Genomic DNA, 12,699 nt, shown 5'->3' on the forward strand with positions numbered 1-12,699 from the left:
GATCCCCGGTCCCGCGCGCCCGCCGCTCACCGGCGGGTGATCACGACATCGTCCACACCCGCCTCCACCAGGCTCGCGGTCGACTCGTCCGCCGCTTCCACGAGGATCCGCACGCTCTGGCCGGCGAACGCGGAGAGGTCGGCACCGGCCGTGCCCCACGCGCCGTCACGGTCGGCGGCCGAGCCGAGCCGCTGGAACACCGTGCTCGTGGTGTTCCCCACGACCTTCACCCGGAGGAAGTCGGCGCTGGAGGAGTTGCTGCCGTGCGCGAGATACCACCCCAGCGACAGGTTCAGCGCCCCGTCCGCCGGCAGGGCGATCACCGGTGACCGGATCGAGGTCACGCCGCCGTCGATGTCGTTCGCACCGGCGCTGGAGCCCGCGAGCCGGCCGGTGACCAGCCCGTTGGCGCCGCTCAGGGTGGTGCCGAGCTGCTTGGGCCCGCTGGAGTCGGTGGCCTGCGGGTCGCCGCGCTCCCACTGGCCGGTGGCGGCGGTGTCGGCGCCGTCCGGGTCCACCGTCCAGCCGCCGGCGCTCTCGAAGGTGTCCGACCACACCGTCTCGGGTGCCGCGGCGGTGCCGATCGTCCAGACGGCGTGCGCGATGGCGTCCGTGTTGCGGTCCAGCGCCGTGTCGTCGATGTTGGAGATCGTGTCGCACGAGCGGTGGTAGCACGGGTCGAACGCCTGACCCGCGGTGCCGCCCCAGAGCGCCGCCTGCGCGCTGGTCTTGACGCCCTCCGCCCCGGTGAACGTGCCGCCCGCCGGGATGCCCGCGCTGATGAACGGCCCGTAGTCGGAGCGGCCGTCGAAGTCGGTGCCCCGGGTGGGGACGCCGATGGAGGTGAAGTAGCTCTGCAGGGTCTGCTCAAGCTCCGCCGAGCCGGAAGGGCCGGGGCCGGAGCCCACGCCGTCGGAGTCGTCGCCGTCATAGAGGAAATATCCGGCGTTGGGCGAGCCGACCATGTCGAAGTTCAGATACGCCGTGATCCTGGCGCGCTCGGCGGCCGACAGGCCGTTGACGTAGAACCGGGACCCGCGCAGGCCCAGCTCCTCCGCGCCCCACCAGGCGAACCTCAGGTGCTTGCCCGGCTGCAGCCCTTGCCGCGAGACCTCCAGCGCCACCTCCAGGATCGCCGCCGACCCCGAGCCGTTGTCGTTGATGCCCGCCCCGGCGGTGACGCTGTCGAGGTGGGCGCCGGTCATCAGGACGTCGTCCGGGTCGCCGCCGGGCCAGTCGGCGATCACGTTGTAGCCGGTGGCGCCGTTGTAGGTGAACGGCTGCAGGGTAGTGCTGTAGCCGGCCGCGTCGAGCAGGTCCTGGACATAGGTGGCGGAGGCCAGGTAGCCGGGCCGGCCGTGTGCCCGGGAGCCGCCGTTGGCGGTGGCGATCGACTGCAGCTCGGTGAGATGGGCCTTGACGTTCGCCAGCGGGATGTCCGGGGGTGACAGGCCGGCGGCCGAGGCCATGGGTGAAGCCGTGGGTGAGGTCAGGACCAGGGCGAGGGGGAGGACGAAGGCCGCTGCTAGGGTGCCGGCACGGGCCATGCCTTGGGGGAGGTGAAAGCGCATGTGGCTCCTCCGCGGGATCGATGGGCGCGGTTGGAACGTAACGAGCGCGAAGCACTGTGAACAGACCCATATATTCGACTCGTCTGGGACCGGTCGACAGGGGTCACGGGTGCATGCCCCTCTCTGAGAGCCCGCTCTAAGATCGAGTGCTGAGGGGGGCGAAAAGACCATGTTGCGGGCTTTTTTCAAAAATGAGGCGAGCAGCACCACCGCGCTGCTCGCCGCGACGGTCCTGGCGATGCTCTGGGCCAACTCCCCCTGGGGCGAGACCTACGAGGCCTTCTGGCACACCAGCATGGGGCTGTCGTTCGGCGACGCCACCTTCTCCCTCGACCTGCGCCACTGGGTCAACGACGGGCTGATGACGCTCTTCTTCTTCGTCATCGGGCTGGAGGTCTCGTACGAGGTCCGGATGGGGCAGCTGCGCGACCGCCGGCTGATCGCGGTGCCCGCCATCGCGGCGCTCGGCGGACTGCTCGTCCCCGCGGCCATCTACCTCGCCTTCAACGCGGGCGGGCCCGGCGCCGTCGGCTGGGGCGTGCCGATCGCCACCGACACCGCGTTCGTGCTCGGCCTGCTGGCCGTGGTGGGCGCCCGCTGCCCCGAGCCGCTGCGGGCGTTCCTGCTCACGCTGGCCATCGTGGACGACATCCTGGCCATCATGGTCGTGGCGATCTTCTACACGGAGAGCCTGTCCATCCCGTCGCTGCTCACCGCCGTCGCGCTGCTGGCCGCGATCATGACGCTGCGGTGGCTGAAGATCTGGCGCGCGCCCGCGTACATCGTGCTGGGGTTCGGGCTGTGGCTGGCGACGCTGGAGAGCGGCGTGCACCCCACCCTGGTGGGCATCGCGCTGGGCGTCCTGGTGTTCGTGTACGCGCCCAGCGACCACAAGCTGCTGCGGGCCGGGGAGGCGGTGCAGGAGTTCACCAGCTCCCCCAGCCCCAGGGCCGCCGCCCAGGCGACCCGGCTGGTGCGGATGGCCGTGTCCGTCAACGAACGGCTGCAGATGCGGCTCCACCCGTGGACCGCGTTCGTGATCGTGCCCGTCTTCGCGCTGGCCAACGCCGGGATCCGGCTGGACGCCGAGACGCTGCGCAATGCCGCCACCTCCCCCATCGCCATCGGCGTGGCGCTCGGGCTGCTGGTCGGCAAGCTCATCGGCATCACCATCGGCACCTGGCTGCCGCTCCGGCTCAACTGGGGCGTGCTGCCCGGCAACCTGGTGTGGGGCCAACTCCTGGGCGGTGCGGCGGTGTCCGGCATCGGGTTCACGGTCGCGCTGTTCATCGTGGACCTGGCCTTCGAGGACCCGCGACTGCACAGCGAGGCCAAGATCGGCATCCTGGCCGGGTCACTGCTCGCGGCACTGCTCGGCTGGATCGTCTTCAAGCTGGCCTGGGACCGGGGCGGCGTCTGCGCCCCGCCCGAAGCCGAGCCCGAGGAAGAGCTGCCCGTGCTGCTCAGCGAGCCCGTCGGGCCCGACGACCACGTGCGCGGGCCGAAGAACCCGGCCGTCACCATCGTGGAGTACGGAGACTTCGAATGCCCCTACTGCGGACGGCTCCACCCCATCCTTGAGTCGCTGCGCCACCGGCACAAGGACCTGCGGATCGTCTTCAGACACTTCCCGCTGCGCACGCTGCACCCCCGTGCCGTGCCCGCCGCGATGGCCGCGCAGGCGGCCGCCGACGCCGGCAGGTTCTGGGAGATGCATGACATGCTCTTCGACAACCAGCGCTTCCTCACCGACGAGGACCTGAACCGCTATGCCGCCCAGCTCGACGTGGACCCATGGTCCGACATCCGGCTCCACACGGCCAGGGTCGGGCGGGACGAGGCGTCCGGCCGCGCCAGCGGGGTGCGCGGCACCCCCACGCTCTTCATCAACGGCGTGCGCTATCAGGGCGGACTGGACCTGGAGTCGATCAGCAAGGCAGTGGATCGAGCGCGGCCCCAACCGTAAGACGTCCCCGACCGTCTGGAGACCTGCCCCATGAATGTCGTCAGTCTGATCCCCTCCTTCTTCCTGTGCCTGGTGCCCGTCCTCGGCATCGTGGCGACGGCGATGACGCGGCGCACCCATGGGCGCGCGGCGGTCATCGGCATGATGGGCTGCGTCGCGCTGCTGCTCAGCGCGCTGGCACAGGTCGTGCAGCTCATCCTCCTGTCGACCATGTCCCCCAGGGACGTTCTCACCTTCGTCACGATCATGTCGCTGGTCATGACCGTGCTCACCCTCACGGGCGTCAGTCTGCTGATCTGGGGTGTGGTGGCCCGCCGCCCGGCCGGCCAGCCGCAGCAGCAGCCGCAGCAACCGGCCTGGCAGCAGCCCGGCCGGCAGTCCCCCTGGCAGCAGCCCCAGCCCCAGCAGCCGCCCTGGCAGCCCCACGCCCAGCAACCCAGCAACCCGCAGCCGTACGGCCAGCAAGCCAGCAACCCGCAGCCGTACGGCCAGCGACCCAACGATCAGCAACCCCAGGGCCAGCAGCAGGGCTGGCAGCCGCAGCACGGGCAGCAGTCCGGCTGGCCCCAGCAGCCGTCAGGCGAGCAGCCCCAGCAGGGACAGCAGGGGCAGCAGGGGCAGCAGCCCGGTTGGCAGCCGCCCCACGGTGGTCAGGGCTGACCTGGTCCCGCGCCGGGCGCTTCCCGAAATGCCGACAGGAAATGTGACACTGTTAACGGAAATATCCACTCATAGCCTGAGGGGATCATGAATCCAGAGCAGCCCGACCCAGAGCAGACCATCATGCATCCCCGGCGCGCCACCCCCCAGCCGCAACAGCGCCGGCCGGCACCCCCGTCCCCCCCAGCCGGGTCCCCGGACCCCTCCTACACGCAACGCCTGCCGTACACCCCCGACATGCTCCCCGACGTGCCCGTCTACGAGGCGAAGCAGCCGCGGTCGGGCTGGTGGTGGTTCGTCGTCGTGGGCGGCATCGCGCTCCTGGTGGCGGCGCTGGCGGTGGGCGTCGTGCTGTGGAGCAGCGGCAACAGCTGACCCGCCGCCCCGGCGGCTCCGTTCACGCCCTGATGAAGTCCATGGTCCAGTTCGTCTCCCAGCTCTGCTCGCCGTCCACCGAGAAGGCCTGCTCCCAGCGGCAGGAGTCCGCACCGAGCACGGTCCAGATGAACCGGCAGCGCACCGGCGTGCCCTCGTAGGAGTCGTCGGCGTAGAACTCCCCCCGGTCCCCGTCGAAGGCGCCGACCAGGGGCGGCAGGTCGAGCACGCCCCGGGCGCTGCTCGACCAGTAGATGGACCACAGCCGCGTGCCGGGGTTGAAGACGCGCAGGGTCAGCCCGCTGAACCCCTTGGTGGGGAAGGCGATCTCGTCGAAGTTCGCGGCGCCGTCGAAGTGGCGGGTGGCGACGGACCGGCCGGGGAACTCCTCCCAGTCGTCGCTGCCGGCCAGGGCCTTGGCCAGCCGGCGGTTGGTCACGTTCCAGGTGCCTACGAGGAAGTCGAAGTCGTTCATGGGAGGACCGTAGGGCAGGGTCACTGACAGGTAGTGTCAGTGTGATGCGCGCCTCCCGACTGGTCTCGATCTTGCTGCTGCTGCAGACGCGGGGCCTGATGACCGCCCAGGAGCTCGCCGGCAGGCTGGAGGTCTCGGTGCGGACCATCTACCGCGACATGGAGTCGCTGCACGCCGCCGGGATCCCGCTCTACGGCGACGCCGGCCCCCGGGGCGGCTACCGGCTGCTCGACGGCTACCGGACCAGGCTCACCGGGCTGACGACCGACGAAGCCGAGTCGCTGTTCCTGGCCGGGCTGCCGGGGCCCGCCGCCGAGCTGGGGCTGGGCGCGGTGGTGACGGCGGCGCAGCTCAAGCTGATGGCGGCGCTGCCGGTCGAGCTGCGTGACCGGGCCGGGCGGATCCAGGAGCGCTTCCACCTGGACGCCCCGACGTGGTACCGGGACCCCGAGCCGGTCACCCATCTGCCCGCCGTGGCCGACGCCGTCTGGAACGAGCACCGGCTCCAGGTGCGTTACCGCCGCTGGAAGGCGCCTCAGGAGGTTGAGCGCCGCCTGGAGCCGTACGGGCTGGTCGTCAAGGCCGGGCGGTGGTATCTGGTGGCCCGCAGCGGCGAGGACGTGCGCACCTACCGGGTGTCGCAGATCCTCGACCTGCACCCGCTGCCCGAGCGCTTCACCAGGCCGGGCGACTTCGACCTGGCGGCCTACTGGCAGTCCTACCTGGCGGAGTTCGAGGCCCGGCTGCGGCGCGGGGAGGCGGTGGTGCGGCTGTCGCCGCGCGGGCTGGAGCGCCTGCCCGACCTCATGACGCCCGGTGTGGTGACGGCGGCGCGGCAGAGCGCGGAGCCGCCGGACGCGCGGGGCTGGACGCGGGTGACGGTGCCCATCGAGTCGGTCGACCACGCGGTGGGCGAGTTCCTCCGGCTGGGCGCCGACGCCGAGGTGCTCTCCCCGGCCGAGCTGCGCGAGCGCGTGGCCGCCACCGCCGAGGAGCTCACCCTGCTGTACGGGTCATCACCTGGAACCGACGGGTGACCTCGTATCCGGCCTTGCGGTAGAGGTGACCCGCCGGGCTCGCCTCGTCCGCCCACAGGAACCACGACGAGTGCAGCCCTTCGGCGCGCATCCTGGCCATGGTCAGGTGGAGCAGGATCCTGCCGAGCCCGGTGCCACGCTCCCCCGCGTCCACCCCGAACGGCCCGAACCTCTCCCGGATCCCCCGGTAAGCCCCGAACATCGCGAACCCCACTATGCACTCTTTTTTCGCGATGACCATCCGCTGCGGGTCGGCGTGCCGCCTGATCGCCTCACCCCAGTCGGGGTTGAAGGCCCCCGCCGCGAACCTGATGAGCTCCGGCAGCTCACCGTCCACCGGCGGGCGGAAGACGTACCCCTCGCTCTCCCGCGCGGCCCGCAGCCTCCCCACCTCGTCAGGCGGCACATGACCGACCAGCGTGCGGCCCATGGCGACCGGCGAGGAGCGGGTCTCGAAGCCGAGCCCCCGCAGCAGCCCGAACCCGTCGGGATACAGCTCCACGTCCACCCCGGGCAGCACGTAATGAGGCGTGTAGGAGGCGAAGTCGACGCGCGTCCTGCCCCGCTGCCGCAGGAACTCCAGCGCCTCGCCGAGAAGCCGCCGCCCCAGGCCGCGCCCCCGCTGCTCCGGCACGACGAAGAAGAACGGGATCCAGCCCGTGTCCGGCTCCAGATCGGCCCCCGGCGCCTGCGGGGTCAGCCTGCGGACGCCGTACGCGCATCCCGCCACCCGGCCGTCCACCACCGCGACCCGCAGCCCTGCCGGGTCGAAGTTGGGGTCGAGCAGCACGCAGTCGCGCAGCCACACGGCGGTCGTGGGGTCACCCGGCATGCTCCTGTTCCAGGCGTCCACGAGGGCGGTCTCGTCCCCCGCCGTGAACGCGCGGACAGTCACCATCACCGGCTCCTTCCCCTGGCTTTCCGGCCAGCCTCCCGGCACCCGCCCACCGTGGTCAAGCCGTTCCGGGCAACGATTTTCCCCGTACGTGCACGTACCGAAAAAATCCTTCAGTCGCGGAGCCTGACGCTGACCTGAGCGCCCACCTCGTCGAAGCCGAGCGCCCGAGCCACCCGGCGGGAAGCCTCCGGCCGGGCCCGCCACTGCGGGAGCAGCCCGCGCTCCAGCGCGTCCGCGACCGCCGCGGACGCCACGGCCTTGGCCAGCCCCTCGCCCCGGCGGTGGGCGGCGGTCAGCACCGACACATGCGCCGCCGTGTTGAGCCACGGCCGATACCCGGCCACGGCGACCACCTCCTGCCCCTCGCGCAGCACGAACGCGTCCGAAAGGATCTCCCGGAGCCCGCTCTCACCGGTCTCCGCCTCGTCGGCCGCGTCCAGCAGGGCCCGCACACCCGCGTCCCCCGCCTGAAGCCGCTCCACCGCGGCGCTCCCCTGCGCGGCGACGAACCCGCCGGCGTCGACGTAGGCCAGCGACGCCGGCCCGAGGACATCGTCGACAGGCAGCGCCCCAGGCAGCCGCCCGAGGTCGGCGAGGAGGTCGGCAAGGCCGGGCAGCGCGCCGGGCGACGGCCGCCGGCCGGTGCGGCCCGTGCGTCCCGTGAGCGCTCGCGCGGACCGCCCAGGGTCGGTGGGGCCGGTGAGCGCCGCCCGCAGGGGGACGGCCGAGGCCTCGTCGGGCACCGTCGCGAGCACCGCCCCGCAGATCGCGACGACCCCCGCCCATCCGGCCGGGCACAGCCACGACCCGGCCGAGACGACCACCCGCACCTGCCCCGGCTCGGGAAAGCTCACCGGAACACGAGCCAGGTCGGCCCACAACCGACGGGCGCGATCGAGATGCGACATCCGGCCATGATAGGGACGCCCCGCGTCCACCCCTCAGACGGAGGTCGGCATCGGCCCGCCGTTGTAGGTCATGGCGTCCAGGAAGGCGCTCACGAGGTCCACCTCGGTGCCGGCGGCGTCCGCGTACGCCCGGTGGAGGTTGAGCACCACCCTCTCGGCGTCCGCCCACTTCACGAACTCCCCCAGGTCGGCCCCCTGCGCCGCCTGCAGCGGCGTGAGCCCGTCCTGCCGCCCCCTGCGCGCGACGTCGGCCACGAACCGGTAGTAGCGCTCGTGCGCCGCCAGGACACCGGGCAGGGCGCTCGCGTCGGCCAGCGGCCCATGACCGGGGACGACGTGCTCGGGCTCGAAGGCCGCCAGCCAGTCCAGCGACCTCAGCGCCCCTTCCACCGACCCCATCAGCAGCATCGGGGTCAGCCCGTGGAACAGCAGGTCACCGGCGAACAGCACCCGCTCCTCCGGCAACCACGCCACCACGTCCCCGGGCGTGTGCGCGGCATGACCGGGGTGCCGCAACTCGATCCGCCGCCCGCCGGTGAAGAGCGTCAGCTCCGACGAGAAGACCACCGACGGGGTACGGCGCGTCACGTTCCCCCAGTCGGGCACCGGCTCCCAGACCGGCGGGCACCCGTCGATCAACGGGTCGGCGAGCAGCGCGTCCCGCATCGCCGTATGCCCGAAGATGACCGTCTCGTCAGGCAGCAAGCTGTTGCCGTAGGTGTGGTCGCCGTGCTGGTGGGTGTTCACCGCCATCCGCACCGGGGCGCCGCCGGTGGCCTCCGCGACCGCCGCCAGGAACCTGCGGGTGCGCGGCTCGGTCGCGCAGGTGTCGACCAGCACGGTCCCCTCGTCGCCGGTCACCACCCCGGCGTTGTTGACCCACCAGGTGCCGTCCGGCTGCACCCAGGCGAACACCCCCGGCGCGACCTCGTGCAGTCTCGCCTCGTCCGGCTGATTCTCCACCGCTGTTCCTCCCCCGGGCTTCGCTCATGTCGGCGTGGTGGCATGAGCGGAGAAATAATGACCCTTCGAGATCTAACACCAGCGCGGCTGGGAGTCGCGCCAGAACTTCACTCCTTAGAGACGGCCCACGCCCGAACACCACCCCTGAAAGACGGCTCGCGCCCGAACTCCACTCCGCCAGGACGGCATGGCAGGGTGGCGGTCATGCTGATCGTGATGAGCGGACTGCCGGGCGCTGGCAAGAGTGCGGTGGCGGAGGAGCTGGGCCGCCGCATCCCCGCGCCGGTGCTGTCGGTCGACCCGGTCGAGGCCGCGATGTGGCGCGCGGGGATCGACCGCGGCCAGCCGACCGGTCTGGCGGCCTACGTCGTGGTCGAGGCGCTCGCCGGTGAGATCCTCGCGCTCGGCCAGCGGGTGATCGTGGACGCGGTGAACGACGCTGAGGAGGCCAGGGAGCAGTGGCGGGCCCTGGCCCGCCGCAGTGGCGCCGCGCTGCGCCTGATCGAGGTGATCTGCTCCGACCCGGACGTGCACCGGCGACGGCTGGCGGACCGCCGGCGCGGCCTTGACGGCTTCCCGGAGCCGACCTGGGCCTCGGTGCAGGCCCGCCGCGCCGCCTTCACGAACTGGCGTGCGGATCGCCTGATCCTGGACTCCATCGCCTCGCCGGCGGACAACGCGCGCACGGCCCTGGCGCACCTGGGGCGCTGAACCGAAAAAGGCCTGCGGGATGTTTCCCGCAGGCCTTCTTCAAAGGGGTGGAGCTATAGGGATTCGAACCCTAGACCTCCTCCATGCCATGGAGGCGCGCTACCAACTGCGCCATAGCCCCTGGTCACCGCGTGGAGCATGCTCTTTGCGGCGCTCGGAGAGCATATAGCCATCCAGAGGATTCGCCTAATCGGCAGCCGATCAGCCCGTACGGCGCGGGCCGTACGGGCTGGTCGGAGCCTTCACTGGCGCCCTTCGGCGTCAGGACTGTCGTCGCCGCTGATCGGCTCGGGCAGGGTGCCGGCGTTGTGCTCCAGCAGCCGCCACCCTCGCCGTCCCTGCTCCAGCACGGACCACGAGCAGTTGCTCAGCCCGCCGATGGCGGACCACGTCTCCTGCGGCAGCCCGAGCAGCTCGCAGATGCCCAGCCGCAGCGCCGCGCCGTGGGAGGCGACGACCAGCAGCCCGTCATCGTCGAGTTTGGCCGCCCAGCGCCGCATGGCCGCGGCGACCCGGGCGGCCACCTCCGTCACGGGCTCTCCGTCGGGCGCCTCCCAGGCGACGTACTCCTGGGGCCAGCGCTCGGCGATCTCCGCGCGGGTGAGGCCCTCCCACTGGCCGCCGCCGCGCTCGCGGAAGTCCTTGTCCACCGCCACGTCGAGCCCGGCGAGGCGGCCGAGCGCGAGGGCGGTGTCGTTGGCCCGCTGGAGGTCGGAGGAGACGATGAGGGTGGGCCGCAGCGCGGCGAGCAGCGAGGCCGCCCGCGCCGCCTGGGCGATGCCCTGCTCGTTGAGCTGAATGTCGGAGTGGCCCTGAAAGCGCTGCTCGACGTTCCACAGGGTCTGCCCATGTCTGAGGCAGACGATCCGCTTGCTCAAGTGCGGGCCCTCTGGATGTTGGCCTGCATGACGCTCTCCGGCAGGCTGATCGCCGGGCAGTCCTTCCAGAGGCGCTCCAGCGCGTAGAAGGTGCGGTCCTCCTCATGCTGGACGTGCACGACGATGTCGATGTAGTCGAGAAGCACCCAGCGGCCTTCGCGCTCGCCCTCCCGGCGCACCGGCTTGGCGTCCGCCTCGGCGCGCAGCCTGTCCTCGATCTCGTCGACGATGGCGCGGACCTGACGATCGTTGGTTGCGGAGCAGAGCAGGAAAGCGTCGGTGATGACGAGCTGCTCGCTGACGTCATAGGCGAGGATGTCGTCGGCCAGCTTGTCCGCCGCGGCCTCTGCGGCGATTCTCACGAGCTGGACGGCTCTGTCGGTTGCTGTCACGATGCGGGTCGGTCCTCCTGTGTCGACAACACTCCCTCATGTTGAGGGTACCCGTTACGACCGTGACGCCCCACGTGTGACGCGATTCGTTCAGGCATGGGCGTGATACAGGCCGCGCTTGTTGATGTACTGCACGATCCCGTCGGGCACGAGATACCAGATGGGCTCCCCCTTCTCCACCCGCTGTCTGCACTCCGAGGAGGAGATGGCCAGCGCGGGGATCTCCAGCAGCGTCACCCTGCCCTCGGGCAGCCCTGGGTCATGGAGCGTGTGACCGGGCCGGGTGCAGCCGACGAAGTGGGCGAGCTCGAACAGCTCCTCGGCGTTCTGCCAGTCGAGTATGGCGCCGAGGGCGTCCGCCCCGGTGATGAAGTACAGCTCGGCCTCGGGGCCGTACTTCTCCGAGATGTCCCGCAACGTGTCGATGGTGAAGGTCGGTCCCGGCCGGTCCACGTCCACCCTGCTGACGGAGAAGCGGGGGTTGGACGCGGTGGCGATCACCGTCATCAGGTAGCGGTCCTCGGGCGCGGAGACCTCGCGCTCCGCCTTCTGGTACGGGCGGCCCGTGGGGACGAAGACGACCTCGTCGAGCTCGAAGTGGTGGGCCACCTCGCTGGCGGCGACCAGGTGGCCGTGATGGATGGGATCGAATGTGCCTCCCATCACTCCCACACGTCGCTTCCCCTGGATACCAGGCGCGTTCATCATGAAACGGACCTTACGCGGAGGCCTTATCACAACATGACAGGACCCCCCTCGGTGATGTCCGCGCATCACTCCCGTTGCGGACGTAGCATGCCGGGCATGACGACCACCCCGGACCGCAACCGCGTCCAATTGCCCGGCATCTCGTCCCGTGCCTACGAACACCCCGCAGACCGGTCGGCCCTGGTCGCTCTGCGGAAGTTGAGCGGGTTCGACACGGTTCTCAAGCAAATGTCCGGCCTCATCAGCGAGCGCCGCCTGCGCCTGATGTACCTCGCGTCGGCCGTGCGCGTGAGCGAGACCCAGTTCCGCTCCCTCTACGACATGGGCCGCGACGCCGCCTACACCCTTGACCTGCACCGCATTCCCGAGATCTACGTCCAGCAGGACCCGCAGGTCCAGGCCAAGGCCATCGGCTTCGACGACCCGTTCATCGTCGTGACCACCGGCCTGCTCAACCTCATGAACGAGGAGGAGCAGCGCTTCGTCATCGGGCACGAGACCTCGCACATCCTGTCGGGCCACGCCGTCTACCGGACGATGCTCGACATCCTCACCCGCCTGGCCACCCGCGTGGCCTGGATCCCGCTCGGCTACATCGGCCTGCGCGCCATCGTGGCCGGCCTGGAGGAGTGGTACCGCAAGTCGGAGCTCTCCTCCGACCGCGGCGGCCTGCTCACCGGCCAGGACCCCGAGGCGGCCAAGCGCGCGCTGATGAAGCTCGCCGGCGGCGACTACACCCACGAGATGAACATCGAGGCCTTCCTCGCCCAGTACCAGGAGTACGACACCGCGGGCGACCTGCGCGACGGCTTCCTCAAGGTGCTCAACCTGCTCGGCACCACCCACCCGTTCGCCGTGGTGCGCGTGGCCGAGCTGGACAAGTGGCAGCGCAGCGGCGAGTACGACCGCATCATCGGCGGCGACTACCCACGCAGGGAGGACGACGCCAGCGCCAGGGTCACCGACGAGATGAAGGCGGCCGCCGATTCCTACCGCAGGTCCTGGTCGGAGTCCCAGGACCCGTTCATCGGCGTACTGCGTGACGTGGCCGAAGGCGCCGTCGGCGCGGGCGAGCGCATCTTCAACAGGTTCGCGCGCCGCGACGGCCAGAGCTGACAGTCTGAGCCGCCAGTCCGAGCTGACAGTCTGAGCTGACG

Annotated in this window: 14 protein-coding genes and 1 tRNA gene; 6 read left to right on the forward strand and 9 right to left on the reverse strand. The window is 71.0% G+C overall.

What is annotated here, in order from left to right; translation table 11 throughout:
* Nucleotides 1-26: 26 nt before the first annotated feature.
* On the reverse strand, nt 27-1,571 hold the full coding sequence (locus ACIBQX_RS13100; RefSeq protein WP_397003767.1) for a M28 family metallopeptidase: 1,545 nt from the start codon (nt 1,569-1,571) through the stop codon (nt 27-29).
* 169 nt (nt 1,572-1,740) lie between these two features.
* Between ACIBQX_RS13100 and nhaA the strand changes: the two genes are divergently transcribed.
* The 3 genes from nhaA to ACIBQX_RS13115 all read left to right on the forward strand — a co-directional run bounded on the left by nhaA (nt 1,741) and on the right by ACIBQX_RS13115 (nt 4,572).
* A complete protein-coding gene (gene nhaA / locus ACIBQX_RS13105; RefSeq protein WP_397003768.1) occupies nt 1,741-3,537 on the forward strand; it encodes a Na+/H+ antiporter NhaA in 1,797 nt (598 codons plus the stop codon).
* Between the two features lie 30 nt (nt 3,538-3,567).
* Complete coding sequence (locus ACIBQX_RS13110; RefSeq protein ID WP_397003769.1) at nt 3,568-4,197, forward strand: hypothetical protein; 630 nt, start codon at nt 3,568-3,570, stop codon at nt 4,195-4,197.
* Nucleotides 4,198-4,284: 87 nt separating this feature from the next.
* Nucleotides 4,285-4,572 carry a hypothetical protein gene (locus ACIBQX_RS13115; RefSeq protein WP_397003770.1) on the forward strand — a complete coding sequence of 96 codons (288 nt, stop codon included), beginning with the start codon at nt 4,285-4,287 and terminating at the stop codon, nt 4,570-4,572.
* A 22-nt stretch (nt 4,573-4,594) separates the two neighbouring features.
* On the opposite strand, the gene ACIBQX_RS13120 is transcribed toward ACIBQX_RS13115, so the two are convergent.
* On the reverse strand, nt 4,595-5,047 hold the full coding sequence (locus tag ACIBQX_RS13120) for a hypothetical protein (protein WP_397003771.1): 453 nt from the start codon (nt 5,045-5,047) through the stop codon (nt 4,595-4,597).
* A 44-nt stretch (nt 5,048-5,091) separates the two neighbouring features.
* Here ACIBQX_RS13120 and ACIBQX_RS13125 point away from each other — a divergent pair, with 44 nt between their 5' ends.
* Nucleotides 5,092-6,084: a helix-turn-helix transcriptional regulator gene (locus tag ACIBQX_RS13125; RefSeq protein WP_397003772.1), complete on the forward strand. Its 993-nt coding sequence runs from the start codon at nt 5,092-5,094 to the stop codon at nt 6,082-6,084.
* On the opposite strand, the gene ACIBQX_RS13130 is transcribed toward ACIBQX_RS13125, so the two are convergent.
* The 3 genes from ACIBQX_RS13130 to ACIBQX_RS13140 all read right to left on the reverse strand — a co-directional run bounded on the left by ACIBQX_RS13130 (nt 6,044) and on the right by ACIBQX_RS13140 (nt 8,853).
* Complete coding sequence (locus ACIBQX_RS13130) at nt 6,044-6,982, reverse strand: GNAT family N-acetyltransferase (RefSeq protein WP_397003773.1); 939 nt, start codon at nt 6,980-6,982, stop codon at nt 6,044-6,046. The two genes, ACIBQX_RS13125 and ACIBQX_RS13130, sit on opposite strands and share 41 nt — an antisense overlap.
* A 110-nt stretch (nt 6,983-7,092) precedes the next feature.
* A complete protein-coding gene (locus ACIBQX_RS13135) occupies nt 7,093-7,890 on the reverse strand; it encodes a GNAT family N-acetyltransferase (RefSeq protein WP_397003774.1) in 798 nt (265 codons plus the stop codon).
* 33 nt (nt 7,891-7,923) lie between these two features.
* Nucleotides 7,924-8,853, reverse strand: coding sequence for an MBL fold metallo-hydrolase (locus tag ACIBQX_RS13140; protein WP_397003775.1), 930 nt, complete (start codon nt 8,851-8,853; stop codon nt 7,924-7,926).
* 204 nt (nt 8,854-9,057) lie between these two features.
* Here ACIBQX_RS13140 and ACIBQX_RS13145 point away from each other — a divergent pair, with 204 nt between their 5' ends.
* Entirely contained in the window at nt 9,058-9,564 is a 507-nt protein-coding gene (locus ACIBQX_RS13145) for an AAA family ATPase (RefSeq protein WP_397003776.1), read from the forward strand.
* 48 nt (nt 9,565-9,612) lie between these two features.
* Here ACIBQX_RS13145 and ACIBQX_RS13150 read toward each other — a convergent pair.
* The 4 genes from ACIBQX_RS13150 to nadD all read right to left on the reverse strand — a co-directional run bounded on the left by ACIBQX_RS13150 (nt 9,613) and on the right by nadD (nt 11,542).
* Nucleotides 9,613-9,685, reverse strand: a tRNA-Ala gene (locus tag ACIBQX_RS13150).
* A 121-nt stretch (nt 9,686-9,806) separates the two neighbouring features.
* The gene (locus ACIBQX_RS13155) at nt 9,807-10,442 is read right to left on the reverse strand and encodes a histidine phosphatase family protein (protein WP_397003778.1); all 636 of its coding nucleotides are present in this window, start codon (nt 10,440-10,442) and stop codon (nt 9,807-9,809) included.
* Nucleotides 10,439-10,834, reverse strand: a complete 396-nt coding sequence (gene rsfS / locus ACIBQX_RS13160; RefSeq protein ID WP_397003780.1) for a ribosome silencing factor — start codon at nt 10,832-10,834, stop codon at nt 10,439-10,441. Before rsfS ends, ACIBQX_RS13155 begins: the two co-directional genes overlap by 4 nt.
* 90 nt (nt 10,835-10,924) lie before the next feature.
* Nucleotides 10,925-11,542 (reverse strand): nicotinate-nucleotide adenylyltransferase, encoded by a 618-nt coding sequence (gene nadD / locus ACIBQX_RS13165; protein ID WP_397003782.1) that lies wholly within the window; start codon nt 11,540-11,542, stop codon nt 10,925-10,927.
* A gap of 87 nt (nt 11,543-11,629) precedes the next feature.
* Here nadD and ACIBQX_RS13170 point away from each other — a divergent pair, with 87 nt between their 5' ends.
* Entirely contained in the window at nt 11,630-12,658 is a 1,029-nt protein-coding gene (locus ACIBQX_RS13170) for a M48 family metallopeptidase (RefSeq protein WP_397003784.1), read from the forward strand.
* The last annotated feature ends 41 nt before the right edge of the window (nt 12,659-12,699 follow it).

Origin of the sequence: Nonomuraea sp. NPDC049714, assembly GCF_044465295.1 — a bacterium.
In the GTDB taxonomy this organism is placed as follows: Bacteria; Actinomycetota; Actinomycetes; order Streptosporangiales; family Streptosporangiaceae; genus Nonomuraea.

Bases quoted from the DNA above. Each gene is read 5' to 3' on its own strand.
- ACIBQX_RS13100 (WP_397003767.1), bottom strand. From the start codon at position 1,571: ATGCGCTTTCACCTCCCCCAAGGCATGGCCCGTGCCGGCACCCTAGCA.
- nhaA (WP_397003768.1), top strand. From the start codon at position 1,741: ATGTTGCGGGCTTTTTTCAAAAATGAGGCGAGCAGCACCACCGCGCTG.
- ACIBQX_RS13110 (WP_397003769.1), top strand. From the start codon at position 3,568: ATGAATGTCGTCAGTCTGATCCCCTCCTTCTTCCTGTGCCTGGTGCCC.
- ACIBQX_RS13115 (WP_397003770.1), top strand. From the start codon at position 4,285: ATGAATCCAGAGCAGCCCGACCCAGAGCAGACCATCATGCATCCCCGG.
- ACIBQX_RS13120 (WP_397003771.1), bottom strand. From the start codon at position 5,047: ATGAACGACTTCGACTTCCTCGTAGGCACCTGGAACGTGACCAACCGC.
- ACIBQX_RS13125 (WP_397003772.1), top strand. From the start codon at position 5,092: ATGCGCGCCTCCCGACTGGTCTCGATCTTGCTGCTGCTGCAGACGCGG.
- ACIBQX_RS13130 (WP_397003773.1), bottom strand. From the start codon at position 6,982: ATGGTGACTGTCCGCGCGTTCACGGCGGGGGACGAGACCGCCCTCGTG.
- ACIBQX_RS13135 (WP_397003774.1), bottom strand. From the start codon at position 7,890: ATGTCGCATCTCGATCGCGCCCGTCGGTTGTGGGCCGACCTGGCTCGT.
- ACIBQX_RS13145 (WP_397003776.1), top strand. From the start codon at position 9,058: ATGCTGATCGTGATGAGCGGACTGCCGGGCGCTGGCAAGAGTGCGGTG.
- nadD (WP_397003782.1), bottom strand. From the start codon at position 11,542: ATGATGAACGCGCCTGGTATCCAGGGGAAGCGACGTGTGGGAGTGATG.
- ACIBQX_RS13170 (WP_397003784.1), top strand. From the start codon at position 11,630: ATGCCGGGCATGACGACCACCCCGGACCGCAACCGCGTCCAATTGCCC.